Raw genomic sequence first — 15,559 nt, forward strand, 5'->3', positions numbered from 1 at the left:
GCCCTTACTCCAACCCATCAATCAGCTTATCGAGCGCTTCAGGCGTCAGCTTCTCGTGATAGACCTTGTCGAGCAGCACCGCCGGCGCATCGCGACAGGCCCCCAGACACTCGACTTCCTTGAGCGTGAAGCGCCCATCGGCCGTGGTCTCGCCCACCTTGACGCCGTACTTGTGCTCGACGTGTTCGATGAGTTCCTCCGACCCATTGAGCATGCACGAGATGCTGTTGCAGACACAGACCTTGTGCCGCCCCTGCGGCTCCAGATCGTACATGCCATAGAAGGTCGCGACCTCATAGACCGAGACCGCCGGCATATCGAGATAGGCCGCCACGTCGTCCATCAGCTCGGTCGTCAGCCAGCCGCCGTTGGCGTCCTGGACGATGGACAGCGCCGGCATCACCGCCGACTGTTTCCACTCGGGCGGATACTTGGCGATGTGCGCGTCGATGGCCTCGCGGATCTCGGGCTTGAACAGCTCGGATTTGTCGACGTCATGTTCGACGGCCAAGGGTGCGTTGCGAAAGCTCATCAGCGGTCGATCTCCCCGAACACGATATCCAGTGTGCCGATGATGGCCACCACGTCGGCCAGCATGTGGCCCCTGGACATCTCATCCAGCGCGGCCAGATGCGGAAAACCGGGCGCGCGCACCTTCAACCGATAGGGTTTGTTGGCGCCATCCGAGACGATGTAGCAGCCGAACTCGCCCTTGGGCGCCTCGACGGCGGCATAGACCTCGCCGGGCGGCGGACAATAGCCCTCGGTGAAGAGTTTGAAGTGATGGATCAAGGCTTCCATGTTCTCCTTGACCTCGGCGCGCTTGGGCGGCACCACCTTGTGATCGTCGATGGCGACCGGCCCCGGATTGGCGCGCAGCCAGTCGACGCACTGGCGGATGATGCGGTTGGACTGGCGCATCTCCTCCATGCGCACCAGATAGCGATCGTAGCAGTCGCCATTCACGCCGACCGGAATATCGAAATCGACCTGATGATAGGCCGCATAGGGCTGCTTCTTGCGCAGATCCCATTCGATGCCGGAGCCGCGCAACATGGGACCGGTGAAGCCGAGTTGCAATGCCCGCTCCGGCGAGACCACACCGATGCCCACGGTGCGCTGCTTCCAGATCCGGTTGTCGGTGAGCAGGGTCTCGTACTCATCGACATGACCGGGGAAGCGGTCGGCAAAGTCCTGGATGAAATCGAGCAGCGAGCCGTCGCGGGCACTGTTGCGCTGGGCGATCTCGCGCGCGCTGTGCCACTTGGACTTGCCCTCGTAACGCGGCATGGTGTCGGGCAGATCGCGATGCACACCGCCCGGACGATAATAGGTCGCGTGCATACGCGCGCCCGAGACCGCCTCATAGCAGTCGAGCAGATCCTCGCGCTCGCGGAAGCAGTAGAGGAAGACGCTCATGGCGCCGATGTCGATCGCATGGGCGGCGAGCCACATCAAGTGGTTCAGGATGCGCGTGATCTCGTCGAACAGCGTGCGGATGTACTGCGCGCGCTCCGGCGCCTCGACGCCGAGCAGCTTCTCGATGGCGCGCACATAGCCGTGCTCGTTGCACATCATGGACACATAGTCCAGACGGTCCATGTAGCCGATGGACTGATTGTACGGCTTGTATTCGGCCAGCTTTTCGGTGCCGCGATGCAGCAACCCGATATGCGGATCGGCGCGTTCGATGACCTCGCCGTCCATCTCCAGCACCAGACGCAGCACGCCGTGCGCGGACGGATGCTGGGGGCCGAAGTTCAGGGTGTAATTGCGGATCTCAGGCATGACGGGCTTCCTCGCCGGGACCGACGTAACGGCTGTCCTCGCGGATCACGCGGGGCACCAGCACGCGCGGTTCGATGGAGACCGGCTCGTAGACGACGCGCTTGAGCTCGGGGTCGTAACGCATCTCGACCTGACCGCTGAGCGGGAAGTCCTTGCGGAACGGATGGCCGACGAAACCATAGTCGGTGAGGATGCGGCGCAGATCCGGATGCCCCCGGAAGAGAATGCCGTAGAGATCGAAGGCTTCACGCTCGAACCAGTTGGCCGAGTCCCAGACCGGGATCAGCGAATCGACGATGGGCGCAGCCGCACCGACATGCACGCGCAGCCGCAACCGATGATTGTGGGCAAGCGAGAGCAGATGGACCACTACGCCGAAACGTCTGGGATCATCGGCTTCGATCCGAAGGTCGCGGTCGACACCGCGCCCGAAGCCCGTCGCTGACGCCTCATCGGTTTCCCACTCCGAACGACCATAGGCGGCATAGTCGACGCCGCAGAGATCGATCAACTGCTCGAAGCGGAAGTCGTCGTGATCGCGCAGGGTCCGGGCCACGTCGAGCAGCCGTTCAGCGGGCACGTCCAGAGTCAGCTCGTCGAATGCGTCGATCAGCTCGAAGTCCGACTCAGCGAAATGCGCGCGAATGGCCGCAGCAAGCGCGTCCACCCTGGCGGTGCGGGTCAGGATGTGTGTCACCATGATCTCTGAAGGAACTCAGCGGGCGATGGTATTGGTGCGGCGGATCTTCTCCTGCAATTGCAGGATGCCGTAGAGCAGCGCTTCCGCCGTTGGTGGACAGCCGGGGACATAGACATCGACCGGCACGATGCGGTCACAGCCGCGCACCACCGAATAGGAATAGTGATAGTAGCCGCCGCCATTGGCGCAGGAACCCATGGAGATGACCCAGCGCGGTTCGGCCATCTGGTCATACACCTTGCGCAGCGCCGGCGCCATTTTGTTGACCAATGTGCCAGCCACGATCATCACATCGGACTGACGCGGACTCGGGCGGAAGATGATGCCGAAGCGGTCGAGGTCATAGCGCGCGGCGCCGGCATGCATCATCTCGATGGCGCAGCAGGCCAGCCCGAAGGTCATGGGCCAGAGCGAGCCGGTACGTGCCCAGTTGATCAGCTTGTCGGCGGTCGTGGTGACGACGCCCTCCTCAAGCAAGCCTTCTATTCCCATTCCAGGGCCCCCTTCTTCCACTCATAGATGAAGCCAACGACCAGGATCCCGAGAAACACGACCATGGCCCAGAAGGCGAAGAGGCCCAGCTCACCGAGCGCAACGGCCCAGGGGAAGAGGAACGCGATCTCCAGATCGAAGATGATGAACAGGATGGCGACCAGATAGTACCGGACGTCGAATTTCATGCGGGCGCTCTCGAACGCCTCGAAGCCGCATTCGTAAGGGGAATCCTTTTCGCTATCGGGACGCCGGGGGCCAAGCAGATAGCCCATGACCAGCGGACCCACGCCAACCAGAATCCCGACCAGGATGAAGATCAGGATCGGCAGATAGTTGTCGAGCACTCTGTCCCCTCTCTGACATTTTTCTAATATTCGCGGCGGAACCGGGAGTCTAGTGCAGGGGTTGGCGCGCTGTCAACCCTGCCATCAATCCAAATTATTTGATTTTTCAAGGCATTAGATAATTATCAATGACACAAAGAAAAACGGCATACCGCGTGGGCGATATGCCGTTTATTGTTGGTGCCGACGGCCAGACTCGAACTGGCACGGCTTGCGCCACTACCCCCTCAAGATAGCGTGTCTACCAATTTCACCACGTCGGCTAAAACTGTACTCATTGCTCATCGGCAGCTTGCTCGCCGCCGGACGAGGTTTCTGGTTCAGACGCCCCCTGCGCGGCTGGAGCAACCGGCACATCGGAAGCGGCTGATTCATTGGTCATCACGGTTGCACCTGGAATCGCGGGTACATCCGAATTTTCCGGACTCGGCGCGGATTCGATCGGGGCATTCGGGACGACGACCGTGTCGCCCATTTTATCCATCAATCCAGCCGGTCCGCTAGCCTGAGTCGCATAATAAGCCAGCGCCATGCTCGTCAGGAAAAACAGCGCCGCCAGGATCGCCGTGAGCCGCGTCAGAAACGAACCCGACCCTTGGGCACCGAAGACGGTCGCCGAGGCGCCGCTACCGAAGGCCGCACCCGCATCCGCACCCTTTCCGTGCTGGATCAGCACCAGACCGATCAGACCCAGCGACAGAAAGACTTGGAAGACTGTCAGAATCGTTTGCATGCGTTACTCAACAATGGGCGTCTCAAGCCGCCGTCTCTCCAGCCTGGCAGATCGCCAGAAAATCCTCGACCACCAGCGAAGCACCGCCGATTAGACCGCCATCGATATCGCTCATTGCCAGCAGCTCGGCGGCGTTCGACGGCTTCATGCTGCCGCCGTAGAGAATCCGGACCTTCTCGGCGATCGCGGCATCATGTGCGGCGATACGACGACGAATGAAGGCATGGACTTCTTGCGCCTGCTCGGGCGTAGCTGTTTTGCCGGTTCCGATCGCCCAGACCGGCTCATACGCAATTTCGATCCGACCGAAGGATTCGATGCCATTGGCTTCGATGATCGCGTCGATCTGCCCCGCAATCACGGGCTCCATAAAGCCTTGCTCGCGCTGTTCGAGCGTCTCGCCAACGCAGAGGATGGGCGTCATGCCGGCGGACACGACCATCGCCAGCTTTTTGGCCACGATAGCGTCGGTCTCGCCATAGTATTCACGACGCTCGGAGTGCCCGCAGATCACATAGCGGCATCCGAACTCGTTCAGCATCCCAGCCGAGATTTCGCCCGTGTAGGCGCCACTCGCTTCGACGCTGACATTCTGCGCTCCGATCCGGACCGCGCTGCCAGCCAGCAGGCGCTGACCAGCCTCCAGAAACACGAAGGGCACGCAGACCGCAATCTCGGCCTTGCTCATTCCGCTCGAACCCGCGAGGACACCTTGAATCAGCGACTCGGCGCTGGCGCGGGTGCCATTCATCTTCCAGTTACCGGCGATCAGGGGCTGGCGCATGGCGATACGGCTCCATGTTTCGTTGCTCAGAGACTCGGGCTAGCACTCGAAGCGAGCCGGCGATTATAGACACTTTCGCGCGTTCCGCAAGCCCCTTGTGAACGCGAAATTACGATGCTTAATCCGGAACGCGCTTTCGGCTACACTCGCGAGCATGGCAAAAGGTAACAAAAAAACATCCGACGGCAGCTCGACCATCGCCCTCAACAAGAAGGCCGGGCACGACTATTTCATCGAGCAGCGTCTCGAGTGCGGACTCGTGCTCGAAGGCTGGGAAGTCAAGAGCCTGCGCGCCGGGCGCGTTCAGCTCAAGGAGAGCTATGTCAAGATCCTCCATGCCGAGGCGTTCCTCATCGGTGCGCACATCTCGGCGCTGGCGACCGCCTCGACCCATATCCATCCAGATCCGACCCGTAGCCGCAAGCTGCTGCTCAAGCGCTCGGAGCTCAACCGGCTGATCGGTCTCACCGAACGTGCCGGTTATACCCTGATCCCGACGGCGATGTACTGGAAGCGCGGACGCGCCAAGCTCGAGATCGGTCTGGCCAAGGGCAAGAAGCAGCACGACAAGCGCGCCACCGAGCGCGACCGCGACTGGCAGCGCGAAAAGGAGCGCATCTTCAAGACCGGCTGAGGTCAGGCGGCGACTTTTTCGGTTGCCCTGGAACCAAAGCTTCCCTATATTGACCAACCTCTCACTTGGGGGCGACATGGCTTCGACGTGGGTCGCAAAACCTGAGGTGCATGCCGAGGTGCGGGAAACCTCGTAAAACCATCCGCAAACCAATAGTTGCCAACGACGACAACTACGCTCTCGCTGCTTAATCCCAGCGGGCCTCAGACCGCTGCCTGCCTATGGACGGCGGATTCCTGGGGTAAAAACACATAGGATCGCGGTGACGGGCGTCCGGACCTGATCCGCTAAAACCTAACGGAATCGCCGACTGATCGCCCTGCCCCTTGGGCGGCGGAAGGCTAAAAACAATAAAGCGGGCTAAGCATGTAGGACCAATGGCAGAGGGCTTGCGGACGCGGGTTCGATTCCCGCCGCCTCCACCAAATACTCGTCCACGGACGCTCACAAACCCGCTTAAGTGCGGGTTTTTCATGCCTGTACGCTCCTCATGCAGGCATGTCCGTCCATTGACATCATCCAAACTGGGGCGACATTGGCGGCAAGCGATCCGCTACTACATGGAGTTACCCCGTGCCCCAGCACAGACCATGGAAAGTGAGTTTTTGGGGATCGAGGCACGATGAAAGCAGACAAGGCTATCGCGACCTACCGACGCATGCGGACTCAGCCCCTGTGGCGTCTGCTGGCCTCGGACAACGGCCCCACTGTCATTGGCCTGCTTCAAATCCATCTCTATGAGAGCGAGCAAAGCCTTCCCGCCTCCACTTTTCATGAGCGGATCGGGAGGAGTTTGGAAGTGCTTCGCGCTCAAGGTGAGGATTTCCCCCAAACCGCCCAAGCCTATGTCGCCAACTGGCTCGCCGATGGCTATCTGGAGCGCCGCTTTCCGGCCGGCGCTTCCGAGGAGGAATATGAACTCTCCACGGCAGCCATCGAGGCTATTCGCTTTGTCTCTGGGCTGACGCAGCCCCACTCCGCTGCGACCGAGAGCCGTCTGACACTCGTCATCGAAGCGCTGACCCGGCTTGCCGAGGACACCGACACCGACAAGTTCCGCCGCATCGATCGGCTCATGGCCGAGCAGGCGCGTATCGACAAGGAGATAGACGCCATCCAGAAGGGGCAGATGCGCGTGCTTCCTCATGCAGCGGCGCTGGAACGCACGCGGGAGATCATCACGCTGGCCGACGATCTTGCGGGCGACTTCCGGCGCGTGCGTAATCAGTTCGAGCAACTGAATCGAGATCTCCGTGAGCGCCTCATGGACAATGATGGCAATCGGGGCGAGGTGCTGGATTCGCTGTTTGCCGGAATCGACCTGATTTCAGAGAGCGAAGCGGGGCGCACCTTTTCCGCTTTCTGGCGCTTGCTAACGGACCCGGAACAGGCGGCCACCCTCGACCAGGCCCTTGATAACGTGCTGTCGCGGGAATTCGTGACTCAACTCGACGCCAAGGAGCGACGCTTCCTTCTCCGGCTGACGCGAACCCTTCTTGAGCAAGGCGGAATGGTTCATGAGGTGCTCCAGACTTTCGCTCGCAGCCTGAAGCATTTCGTTCAGAGTCGTGAGTACCTTGAGCAGCGCCGACTCAATCACCTTTTGAAGGATGCCCAGCGTGCCGCCCTCGCCCTGAAGGATGAGGTCAGGGCCACGGAAACCCTCCAGTACACGCTCGAACTCTCAAGCAGCCGTTTGCGCTCCCTATCCCAGTGGGTGCTGTACGATCCCTCCCTACAAGCCTTGCCTGGTCAGATGGCCGAAGGGGACGCGCTGCCCATCGACCTGGAGTCTGTCGGCGAACTGATCGCTCAATCCGAGATCGATTTCCGCACGCTGAAGGCCAACGTGCTGGCCGTCCTGGAACACCGATCCCAGGCTTCCATTGCCGACGTTCTGGAGCGGTTCCCCGCCGCACAGGGACTCGGCAGCGTGGTCGGCCTTCTGGCGTTAGGCAGTCGGCATGGTTTCCGGTCCGATCACAGCGAAACCGTGGGCTGGATTGGAGGCGACGACCAGAGTCGTAGCGCCCGAATTCCAAAGATCTTGTTTTTGAGGGAGCGGGCCAATGAGCTGGTCTGAGATTGACGAAGCGGCGTTGCCGGACGAAGAACGAGCGCCGGATGCAGTGCCGGCCTCCGCCAACACGCTGTTCATAGGCGATAGCGGCGAATTGCCCCTGGACACCCGGCGCGCCCTGGTACAGCTCCTGGCGGGGCCGTCACTCGATGGACACCGACACCCCAAACTCTGGCCGATCCTGATCAGAGACGAAGTGCCGATACGTCGCCGCCTCGCCGAACTGTTCCTGGAGTTGGTCATCGACCGGGACATGCAAGTCGCCTTCACCCGTCAGGCGGATACCGGTGAACTGGAGGTTCCGACCCTGCTGCGTCGCGCCCAGTTGACCTTCATCGACTCTATTCTGCTGCTCCATCTTCGCCAACGCTTGACCCAGGCAGATTCGCGGGGCGACCGCGCCGTGGTGTCGACGGATGAGATCATGGAGTTCCTCAACCTCTATGAGCGAGCGTCCAACACCGACCGCGCCGGGTTCGTGAAACGGATCCATGCCTCCATCGAGAAGATCAAGAAGCACAGCATCCTCCAGAAAATTCGTTCCAGTGAGGATCGATTCGAGATCTCGCCGACACTGAAGCTCCTCTTCTCGGCCGAGGAAATACAAGCCCTGACGCACTTGTATCAACGCATGGCCGCCGGTGAGCCGCCAGCGCCTGTGACTCGGACCGAATCTGATGATGAAGAGGCCGACCCATGATCCTGGAACCACAAACCGCCTCCTTGTTCGCCCGGGAACAATTCCGGATGGCTCGCTTGCAGGTTTACAACTGGGGAACATTCTCCGGCCTGCATGACATTGCGATCAGCGAGCGCGGCTTTCTGTTCGTAGGCCGATCCGGAGCGGGTAAATCGACTCTGCTCGATGCCATTTCGGCCCTGCTGGTGCCGCCTCAGTGGATCGACTTCAATGCCGCCGCTCGCGAGGCCGATCGCAGCGGCCGCGATCGGAATCTCGTCACCTACGTGCGTGGCGCATGGGCCGAGCAGAAGGATGGCGAATCGGGTGAAATCGCCACCCGTTATCTGCGCCCTGGGACCACATGGTCAGCCTTGGCGCTGACATACCAGAACACATTGGGTCAGACAGTGGTGCTGGTCCGGGTGTTCTGGCTGCGAGGCAGCGCCAATGGCAGTGCCGATGTCAAACGCCACTACCTCATCCTGGAGCGGCCTTTCGATCTGCGCGAACTGGAGGACTTCGGACAATCCAACTTTGACGTTCGCAAGCTCAAGCAATCGTTCCCGAATGCCTTCGTCCGCGACGAGTTCCGCCCGTATTGCGAGCGATTCAGTCGCTTGCTCGGCATCGAGAGCGAGATGGCGCTGCGCTTGCTGCACAAGACCCAGTCGGCCAAGAATCTGGGCGACCTCAATACCTTCCTGCGCGACTTCATGCTCGACAAGCCCGAAACCTTTGAGGTGGCGAATCGCTTAGTCAGCGAATTCGACGAACTCAACGCGGCGCACCAAGCGGTCGTGACGGCGCGCGAGCAGGTGGAAACCCTGCTGCCTGCGCGAGAGCAGGATCAACATCGCGAGTCGTTGTTATCACGGCGCAATGGACTGGAGGAACTTCGGCTGGGGGTGGATGGCTACCGGGAAACCCGCCGCATTGAACTACTGAAGCAGCAGGTGGCATCTCTGGAGGTGCAAGCCGGCGGCACAGAGGGTGAGATCAGCCAGTGCAAAAGTACACTAGACAACCATAAAACGACGTTGCGAGACCTGGAGAGGCAGCACCGCGAGGCTGGTGGCGACCGGATCGAGCAGTGGGAGTCCGAGAAATCGGGCTTGGAAACCCAACGTGCGGACCGCCTTCGCAAACGCAGTCAGGCAGAAGGGGCTTGCAAAAAGCTTGGCTGGAGCCTCCCCGACTCGCCCCAAGCCTTTGCCGAATCATTGGGTAACGCGCGGCAGGAGATCGAAAATCGGGAGCAGTTCAGCAACGAAAATCGCGAAGAACAATTTCGTCTCGCCGGTCGGAAGAAGGACGCCGAGACGGCATTTTCGCAAGCGGTGAAAGAGGTGCAGGCACTCCAGCGCCAGCCGTCGAATGTGCCTGCCGATATGCTCGAAATGCGCCGCGACATTGCGGCTGCTATTGGGATCTCCGAGTCGGCCCTGCCCTTCGTCGGCGAACTCATCGAGGTGAAGGCCGATGAGGCCGAGTGGCGCGGCGCCATCGAGCGCGTATTGCATGGATTTGCACTCTCTCTTCTAGTGGACGAGCGTCATTATTCCGCGCTGGCCAATCACATCAACGACACCCATCTTGGGCAGCGCCTGGTGTACTACCGAACCGGCCGCCCTGAGACCTGGCAGGTCAGACCCATCGGGCCCAACTCGCTGGTCCTCAAACTGAACGTCAAGGAAGGGGCCTATTCCGATTGGTTACAGGCTGAGCTGCGACAGCGTTTCGATTATGTGTGCGTCGACGGAATGACGTCTTTCAGGACCGCTGATCGGGCCATCACGCGGGAGGGTCAGGTCAAGCATAGCAAGACCCGACATGAGAAAGACGACCGTCGAAATGTCGGTGATCGACGAAGCTGGGTGCTCGGGTTCGACAACCGCGAGAAGCTCGCGCTCTTTCAGGCACAGGCTCAGGAACTGGCAGCCACGATCAGCCGCCTCGCAAGAGAGATCGACGCCCTGGCCTCCCAGGACAAGGACCGTGCGGACCGAGCCATGCAGTGCCAGACTCTGGTGAGTCTCCAGTGGCAGGAAATCGACGTCGTTCCGTTGCTGGACCGTATTGCCGCCATCGAGCGGCAGATCCGCGAAGCGCGTGAAGGCAATACAGCCCTGCTGCACCTTAGTGAGCGGATTGAGCAGCAACAGAAGCGGGTTGCGGAAGCCGAACAAGGCCTCCAAGACGCCAGGGTGACGCACGAGTCGGTTCTGAAAAAAATTCGGGAAAGCACTCAAGAGCTGGAGTCTCTCCTCCAGGACGCCTCCAGGGTTCCACTGACTCCGCATCAGATTACCGGACTCGACGAACGCTTCGACAAACAGGCGGATGTACTCAGCCTGAACAACCTCGGCAAGGTAGCGACCACTGTCGAGCGAGCGCTCAACACAGAGATCACGGACATCGACCACGCGATCCGCGATTGCGAGAAGATCATCGAAGCGCGCTTTACCGATTTCAAACGGCAGTGGCCCATGGATGCCGGCGACATGGATACGAGTCTCTCCAGCGCGCCGGACTTTTTTGCCCGGCTGGTTCGGCTGGAGACGGATGGTCTGCCGGCGCATGAACACCGCTTCTTCGAGTTGCTGCAGAACCAGAGCCACCAGAATCTGGCCGCACTCGCCTCCTACTTGCGCGATGAGCGAAAGGCCATCCTTGAACGAATGGACCTGGTGAACGACAGTCTCAGCCAAGTGCCGTTCAATCAGAGCGCCAACCAACGCACCTATCTCCACATCGACACCAGCGACCGGCAACTTGCCGACGTCAAGGAATTCCAGCAGAACATTCAGCGGGCACTCAGCCACGCCTGGAGTGAGGACCGCGAGTTTGCCGAGGCACGGTTCTCGGTCTTGCGCCAACTTGTCGAACAGCTCGCCAGTCAGGAGCCCGAGCACAGACGCTGGCGCGAGTCCGTGCTGGACGTCCGGCAGCATGTCGAGTTCATCGGGCGGGAAATCGATGAGTGCGGCGTCGAGGTCGAGATCTACCGCAGCGGTGCGGGCAAATCGGGAGGCCAGCGCCAGAAGCTGGCCACCACCTGTCTGGCCGCCGCCCTGCGTTACCAATTGGGCGGAAACGATCATGGCGTGCCGATGTACGCACCGGTCGTGCTCGACGAGGCGTTCGACAAGGCAGACAACGAATTCACCGCCTTGGCGATGCATATCTTTGCCAATTTCGGATTTCAGATGATCGTCGCCACGCCGCTGAAGTCCGTCATGACTCTGGAACCGTTCATCGGCGGCGCGTGCTTCATCGATATCAGCGACCGGCGCGTATCGGGTGTCCTGATGATTGAATACGACAATGATCGTCAGCGGTTGAGACTGCCTGAGCACGCCCAAGAGGAGGCCGACGTTGAAGCTTCCTGAAGATGTCCGGCAGCTTCTCGCCCGCCGCTTTCAGAGCAAACACCGCTCGTGGCTGGCCGGTGAGGCCGGCGAAAACCAATGGCCACTGAAAATCGCGCTCGGTGTACCCACGGAGCAGGCTGCTCTGCGGCAAGTCGAAGGCGTTCGCGTCTGGGTGAGCGCATGGCATCACTGGCATGGACCGGGCGCGCTGTCCTGGTGCGAGCGGCGTTGGAAGACGCTTGGCGTTCAACGAGTGCCCGACACGCTGATACTGAACGGCCCCGATGAGGTGGCTCAGTGGATCGGTGAAGGCACTCGCTGGGAGCAGGCTCAATCGCGTTATCAGACACTCATTGCACGTTGGCCGCTGCTGGCTCGGCCGTTGCGGAAATACTTCGATGTTCTCGCCGACTACGGCGACGCCGATTTTCGGCGCATGGCGGACATGCTGGCCTGGATCGCAAGCCACCCGAACTCCGGTCTCTACCCCCGCCAGTTGCCCGTGTCGGGCCTGGACAGCAAATGGCTCGACGGACGCACAGGCCTGCTGAAGGATCTGATGGCCGCGATACAGGGAGACGCCGCCAACGACCTGGATTTCTATGAACGATGCGGTCTGAAAGCACCACCGCTTCTGGTGCGGATGAGGATCCTCGATCAGGGGCTGCGAACCCGGATCAGCGGTATGGGAGACATCACCGCGCCGGTGGAAGACCTGGGGCGTATCCATTTACCGGCCTCGCATGTGTTTATTGTCGAGAACCTTCAAACCGGATTGGCCATGTCCGACATGCCGGGCGCTGTCGTCTTCATGCGGCTTGGCTACAACGTGAACGTGCTGGCCGAACTGCCTTGGCTCACCCATGCCCAGTGCATCTACTGGGGCGATCTGGATACCCATGGATTTGCGATCTTGCACCGGGCCCGTTCCTATCTTCCAGGCCTGCGGTCCGTCCTTATGGACGAAGACACCTTGCTCCGTCACAAAGCCTTGTGGGTGGATGAGAAGGAACAACATGCAGCGGCGGAACTGACGCTTCTGAACGAGACTGAGCGGGAAGTCTACCAGGGACTCAAACAGCAGCGATGGGGGCAGAACGTCCGCCTGGAGCAAGAGCGGATCGCGTGGGATGCGGCTTGGCCTACATTGCAGCGGCTCGTTGGCACCCTGTAACGCTGTGTCGCATCCCCCGGAGACGATAACGGGTTTTCTTGTGGAGAAATCGATGAAACCGAACTGGTATGGCCTGAGTGTCGACGAGGCACTCGACACCCTGAACGCCTCGCACGAGCGCGGCCTGTCGCTTGCTGAGATCGAGGCTCGGCGCGCTGCGGCTGGCTGGAACGAACTCGCCTTCAAGAAGACCCCGGCCTGGATGCGTTTCCTGCGGCAATTCAAAGACTCGATGGTGATCATCCTGCTGGTGACGGCGGCCATCACCGGCCTGCTGACCGCGCTCGGCAGTCACATGCTGCCCGACACCCTGGTCATCCTCGGCGTGGTGCTGCTCAATGCCGTCCTCGGTTTCGTGCAGGAGGGCAAGGCCGAGGGCGCGCTCGATGCCCTGCGCAGTCTGATGGTGCCCGAGTGTCTGGTGATGCGCGACGGCGAGCTGCAACGCCTGCCCTCGCGCGAGCTGGTGCCGGGCGATGTGGTGATCCTGGAGGGCGGCGACAAGATCCCGGCCGACATCCGCTTCATCGACACCAGCAGCGCCTATGTCGACGAATCCTCCCTGACCGGCGAGTCGGTGCCGGTGCAGAAGTCCACCCAGCCCATCGCCGGCGACAATCTGGTGCCGGGCGACCAGCGCAACATGGGTTTTTCCGGCACCTATCTGACACAGGGCACGGCGCGCGGTCTGGTGGTCGAGACCGGCGCCAACACCGTCTTCGGTCAGATCGCCGACATGGTCAAAACCGCCGATGCGGGCCAGACTCCCTTGCAGCGCAAGATGAGCGAGTTCGTCCACACGCTCATCAAGGCCATTCTCGCCGTCGGCGCCTTCAACTTCGTCTATGGCCTCTATCTCGGCTATGACATGGGCTACAGCTTCCTCGGCGCCGTGTCGCTGGTGGTGGCCGCCATCCCCGAGATGCTGCCGGCGCTGGTCACGGCCATCCTGGCGGTCTCGGGCACCATCATGGCCTCACGCAAGGCGCTCATCCGCAAGCTGCCGGCGGCCGAGACCCTGGGTGCAACCTCGGTCATCTGCTCGGACAAGACGGGCACCCTGACCGAGAATCGCATGACGGTCACGCGCGTTCAGGTCGGCGCCCAGACCCTGGAGGTCACGGGCGTGGGCTATGACGTGACCGGACACTATGCACGCGACGGCGAGCGGCTCGACGCCGAGGGACATCCGGCCCTGCGCACGCTGATGGAGGTCGGCGTACTCTGCAACAACGCCCATCTGAAGGACGAAGGCGGCGGTGTCGGCGACCCGACCGAGCTGGCGTTGCTGGTCAGTGCCGCCAAAGCCGGTATCACCAAGGCCGATGCGCACCGGCTCGCCGAGATCCCCTTCGACTCGGCGACCAAATACATGGCCGTCATGACCGAGCGCGCCGGACGCCGTCTCATCGCCGTCAAGGGCGCACCCGAGACCGTGCTCGGCATGTGCTCGACTCAGTTGGACGCCGACGGCCAAACGGTCGCGCTCGACGCCGAATCCTACCTGAGCGCGGCGCAAGGCTTCGCGCGCCAGGCATTGCGTACCCTCGGTTTCGCCTTCAAGGAGGTCGATGCCGATCACGAGGATCTGCTGCATGCCGACCTCAGCGGCCTGACCTTCGCCGGACTCCAGGGCATGATCGATCCGCCCAAGCCCTCGGCGATCGAAGCGGTCGCCAAGTGCAAGAGCGCCGGCATCCGCACCGTCATGGTCACGGGCGACCATCCGGACACCGCGCAGGCCGTGGCCGCCCAACTCGGCATCACCGCCGATCAGGTGATCACGGGCGTGCAGCTCGCCGAGATGTCGCCCGAGTCGCTGCGCGAGTGCGTCAAGACCGTCTCGGTGTTCGCGCGCGTGGCTCCCGAGCACAAGAAATTCATCGCTGAAGCCTTCCAGGCCAATGGTCTGGTGGTCGCCATGACCGGCGACGGCGTCAACGATGCCCCGGCGCTCAAGCAAGCCGACATCGGCGTGGCCATGGGCATCGCCGGCACCGAGGTCGCGCGCGAGGCCGCCGACATGGTGCTGGCCGACGACAACTTCGCCACCATCGTCAACGCCGTCGAGGAAGGCCGCCATGCCTGGACCAATCTCCAGAAAGCCATCCTCTACACCCTGCCGACCAATGCCGCTCAGGCACTGCTCATCATGGGCGCGATCTTCATGGCCGCCTTCGTGCCTGTGTTCGCCGAGCGCTTCGTGCTCGAACCCATCCAGATCCTCTGGATCAATCTGATCGACTCGGTGCTGCTGACGCTGCCGCTGATGATGGAGCCGAAGGAGAAGGATCTGCTGTCGCGTCCGCCGCGCGATCCGGGCGTGCGCATCATCGATGCGCTCTTCCTCCAGCGCGTGGTGCTCATGGGGCTGATGATCGCCGTGCCGAGCTTCTTCGTGTATCACTACTTCGGCACGGCGGCCGTGGTCGAGGGCGAGCTGGTCGATCCGCTGCTGTTGACCCAGGCGCAGACGGCGGCTTTCTGGGTGATCCTCATGACCCAGATCGGCTATCTGATCTCGGCGCGCTCGCTGTTCGACTCGGCTTTCCACCTCGACCCGCTCGGCAATCCCTGGCTCCTGGGCGGCATCGGTCTGAGTGTGCTGCTGCATCTGACGGGAACCTTCGTGACACCCGTGGCCGACGCCTTCCGGCTCGCAGCCTTCCCGGCCGAGTGGTGGCCATTGATTTTGGCTACATTGCTCCCGAGTTTCCTGGCGATCGAGACCGATAAACTCATCCGCGCGCGCCTGGCTCGGCGTTAGAGCATTG

Annotated in this window: 13 protein-coding genes, 1 tRNA gene and 1 other RNA gene; 7 read left to right on the top strand and 8 right to left on the bottom strand. The window is 61.5% G+C overall.

Going from position 1 to position 15,559, the window contains the following annotated elements:
• Positions 1 to 4: 4 nt before the first annotated feature.
• The 8 genes from nuoE to tpiA all read right to left on the bottom strand — a co-directional run bounded on the left by nuoE (position 5) and on the right by tpiA (position 4,844).
• Positions 5 to 532, bottom strand: coding sequence for an NADH-quinone oxidoreductase subunit NuoE (gene nuoE / locus HW932_RS05400; protein ID WP_176975471.1), 528 nt, complete (start codon positions 530 to 532; stop codon positions 5 to 7).
• A complete protein-coding gene (locus tag HW932_RS05405) occupies positions 532 to 1,788 on the bottom strand; it encodes an NADH-quinone oxidoreductase subunit D (protein WP_176975472.1) in 1,257 nt (418 codons plus the stop codon). Before HW932_RS05405 ends, nuoE begins: the two co-directional genes overlap by 1 nt.
• Positions 1,781 to 2,488, bottom strand: a complete 708-nt coding sequence (locus HW932_RS05410) for an NADH-quinone oxidoreductase subunit C (protein ID WP_176975473.1) — start codon at positions 2,486 to 2,488, stop codon at positions 1,781 to 1,783. Before HW932_RS05410 ends, HW932_RS05405 begins: the two co-directional genes overlap by 8 nt.
• A 15-nt stretch (positions 2,489 to 2,503) precedes the next feature.
• Positions 2,504 to 2,980, bottom strand: a complete 477-nt coding sequence (locus HW932_RS05415; RefSeq protein ID WP_012971611.1) for a NuoB/complex I 20 kDa subunit family protein — start codon at positions 2,978 to 2,980, stop codon at positions 2,504 to 2,506.
• Entirely contained in the window at positions 2,971 to 3,327 is a 357-nt protein-coding gene (locus HW932_RS05420; protein WP_012971612.1) for an NADH-quinone oxidoreductase subunit A, read from the bottom strand. The genes HW932_RS05415 and HW932_RS05420 overlap by 10 nt, the downstream gene beginning before the upstream one ends.
• A 178-nt stretch (positions 3,328 to 3,505) precedes the next feature.
• A tRNA-Leu gene (locus tag HW932_RS05425) sits at positions 3,506 to 3,590 on the bottom strand.
• A gap of 11 nt (positions 3,591 to 3,601) precedes the next feature.
• Positions 3,602 to 4,060: a preprotein translocase subunit SecG gene (gene secG / locus HW932_RS05430; protein WP_176975474.1), complete on the bottom strand. Its 459-nt coding sequence runs from the start codon at positions 4,058 to 4,060 to the stop codon at positions 3,602 to 3,604.
• A gap of 22 nt (positions 4,061 to 4,082) precedes the next feature.
• Positions 4,083 to 4,844: a triose-phosphate isomerase gene (tpiA, locus tag HW932_RS05435; protein ID WP_176975475.1), complete on the bottom strand. Its 762-nt coding sequence runs from the start codon at positions 4,842 to 4,844 to the stop codon at positions 4,083 to 4,085.
• Between the two features lie 154 nt (positions 4,845 to 4,998).
• On the opposite strand from tpiA, the gene smpB reads away from it, so the two are divergent.
• From smpB to HW932_RS05470, 7 genes are all read left to right on the top strand, one after another.
• Positions 4,999 to 5,478, top strand: a complete 480-nt coding sequence (gene smpB, locus HW932_RS05440) for an SsrA-binding protein SmpB (protein WP_176975476.1) — start codon at positions 4,999 to 5,001, stop codon at positions 5,476 to 5,478.
• A 67-nt stretch (positions 5,479 to 5,545) separates the two neighbouring features.
• Positions 5,546 to 5,903: a transfer-messenger RNA gene (ssrA, locus tag HW932_RS05445) on the top strand.
• 197 nt (positions 5,904 to 6,100) lie between these two features.
• Entirely contained in the window at positions 6,101 to 7,561 is a 1,461-nt protein-coding gene (locus tag HW932_RS05450) for a DUF3375 domain-containing protein (protein WP_176975477.1), read from the top strand.
• Complete coding sequence (locus tag HW932_RS05455; protein ID WP_176975478.1) at positions 7,548 to 8,258, top strand: DUF4194 domain-containing protein; 711 nt, start codon at positions 7,548 to 7,550, stop codon at positions 8,256 to 8,258. Before HW932_RS05450 ends, HW932_RS05455 begins: the two co-directional genes overlap by 14 nt.
• Positions 8,255 to 11,629 (top strand): ATP-binding protein, encoded by a 3,375-nt coding sequence (locus HW932_RS05460; RefSeq protein WP_176975479.1) that lies wholly within the window; start codon positions 8,255 to 8,257, stop codon positions 11,627 to 11,629. The genes HW932_RS05455 and HW932_RS05460 overlap by 4 nt, the downstream gene beginning before the upstream one ends.
• A complete protein-coding gene (locus HW932_RS05465) occupies positions 11,616 to 12,785 on the top strand; it encodes a DUF3322 domain-containing protein (RefSeq protein ID WP_176975480.1) in 1,170 nt (389 codons plus the stop codon). The genes HW932_RS05460 and HW932_RS05465 overlap by 14 nt, the downstream gene beginning before the upstream one ends.
• A gap of 52 nt (positions 12,786 to 12,837) precedes the next feature.
• Positions 12,838 to 15,552 carry a cation-translocating P-type ATPase gene (locus tag HW932_RS05470; RefSeq protein ID WP_176975481.1) on the top strand — a complete coding sequence of 905 codons (2,715 nt, stop codon included), beginning with the start codon at positions 12,838 to 12,840 and terminating at the stop codon, positions 15,550 to 15,552.
• The last annotated feature ends 7 nt before the right edge of the window (positions 15,553 to 15,559 follow it).

Origin of the sequence: Allochromatium humboldtianum (genome assembly GCF_013385175.1) — a bacterium.
In the GTDB taxonomy this organism is placed as follows: domain Bacteria; phylum Pseudomonadota; class Gammaproteobacteria; order Chromatiales; family Chromatiaceae; genus Thermochromatium; species Thermochromatium humboldtianum.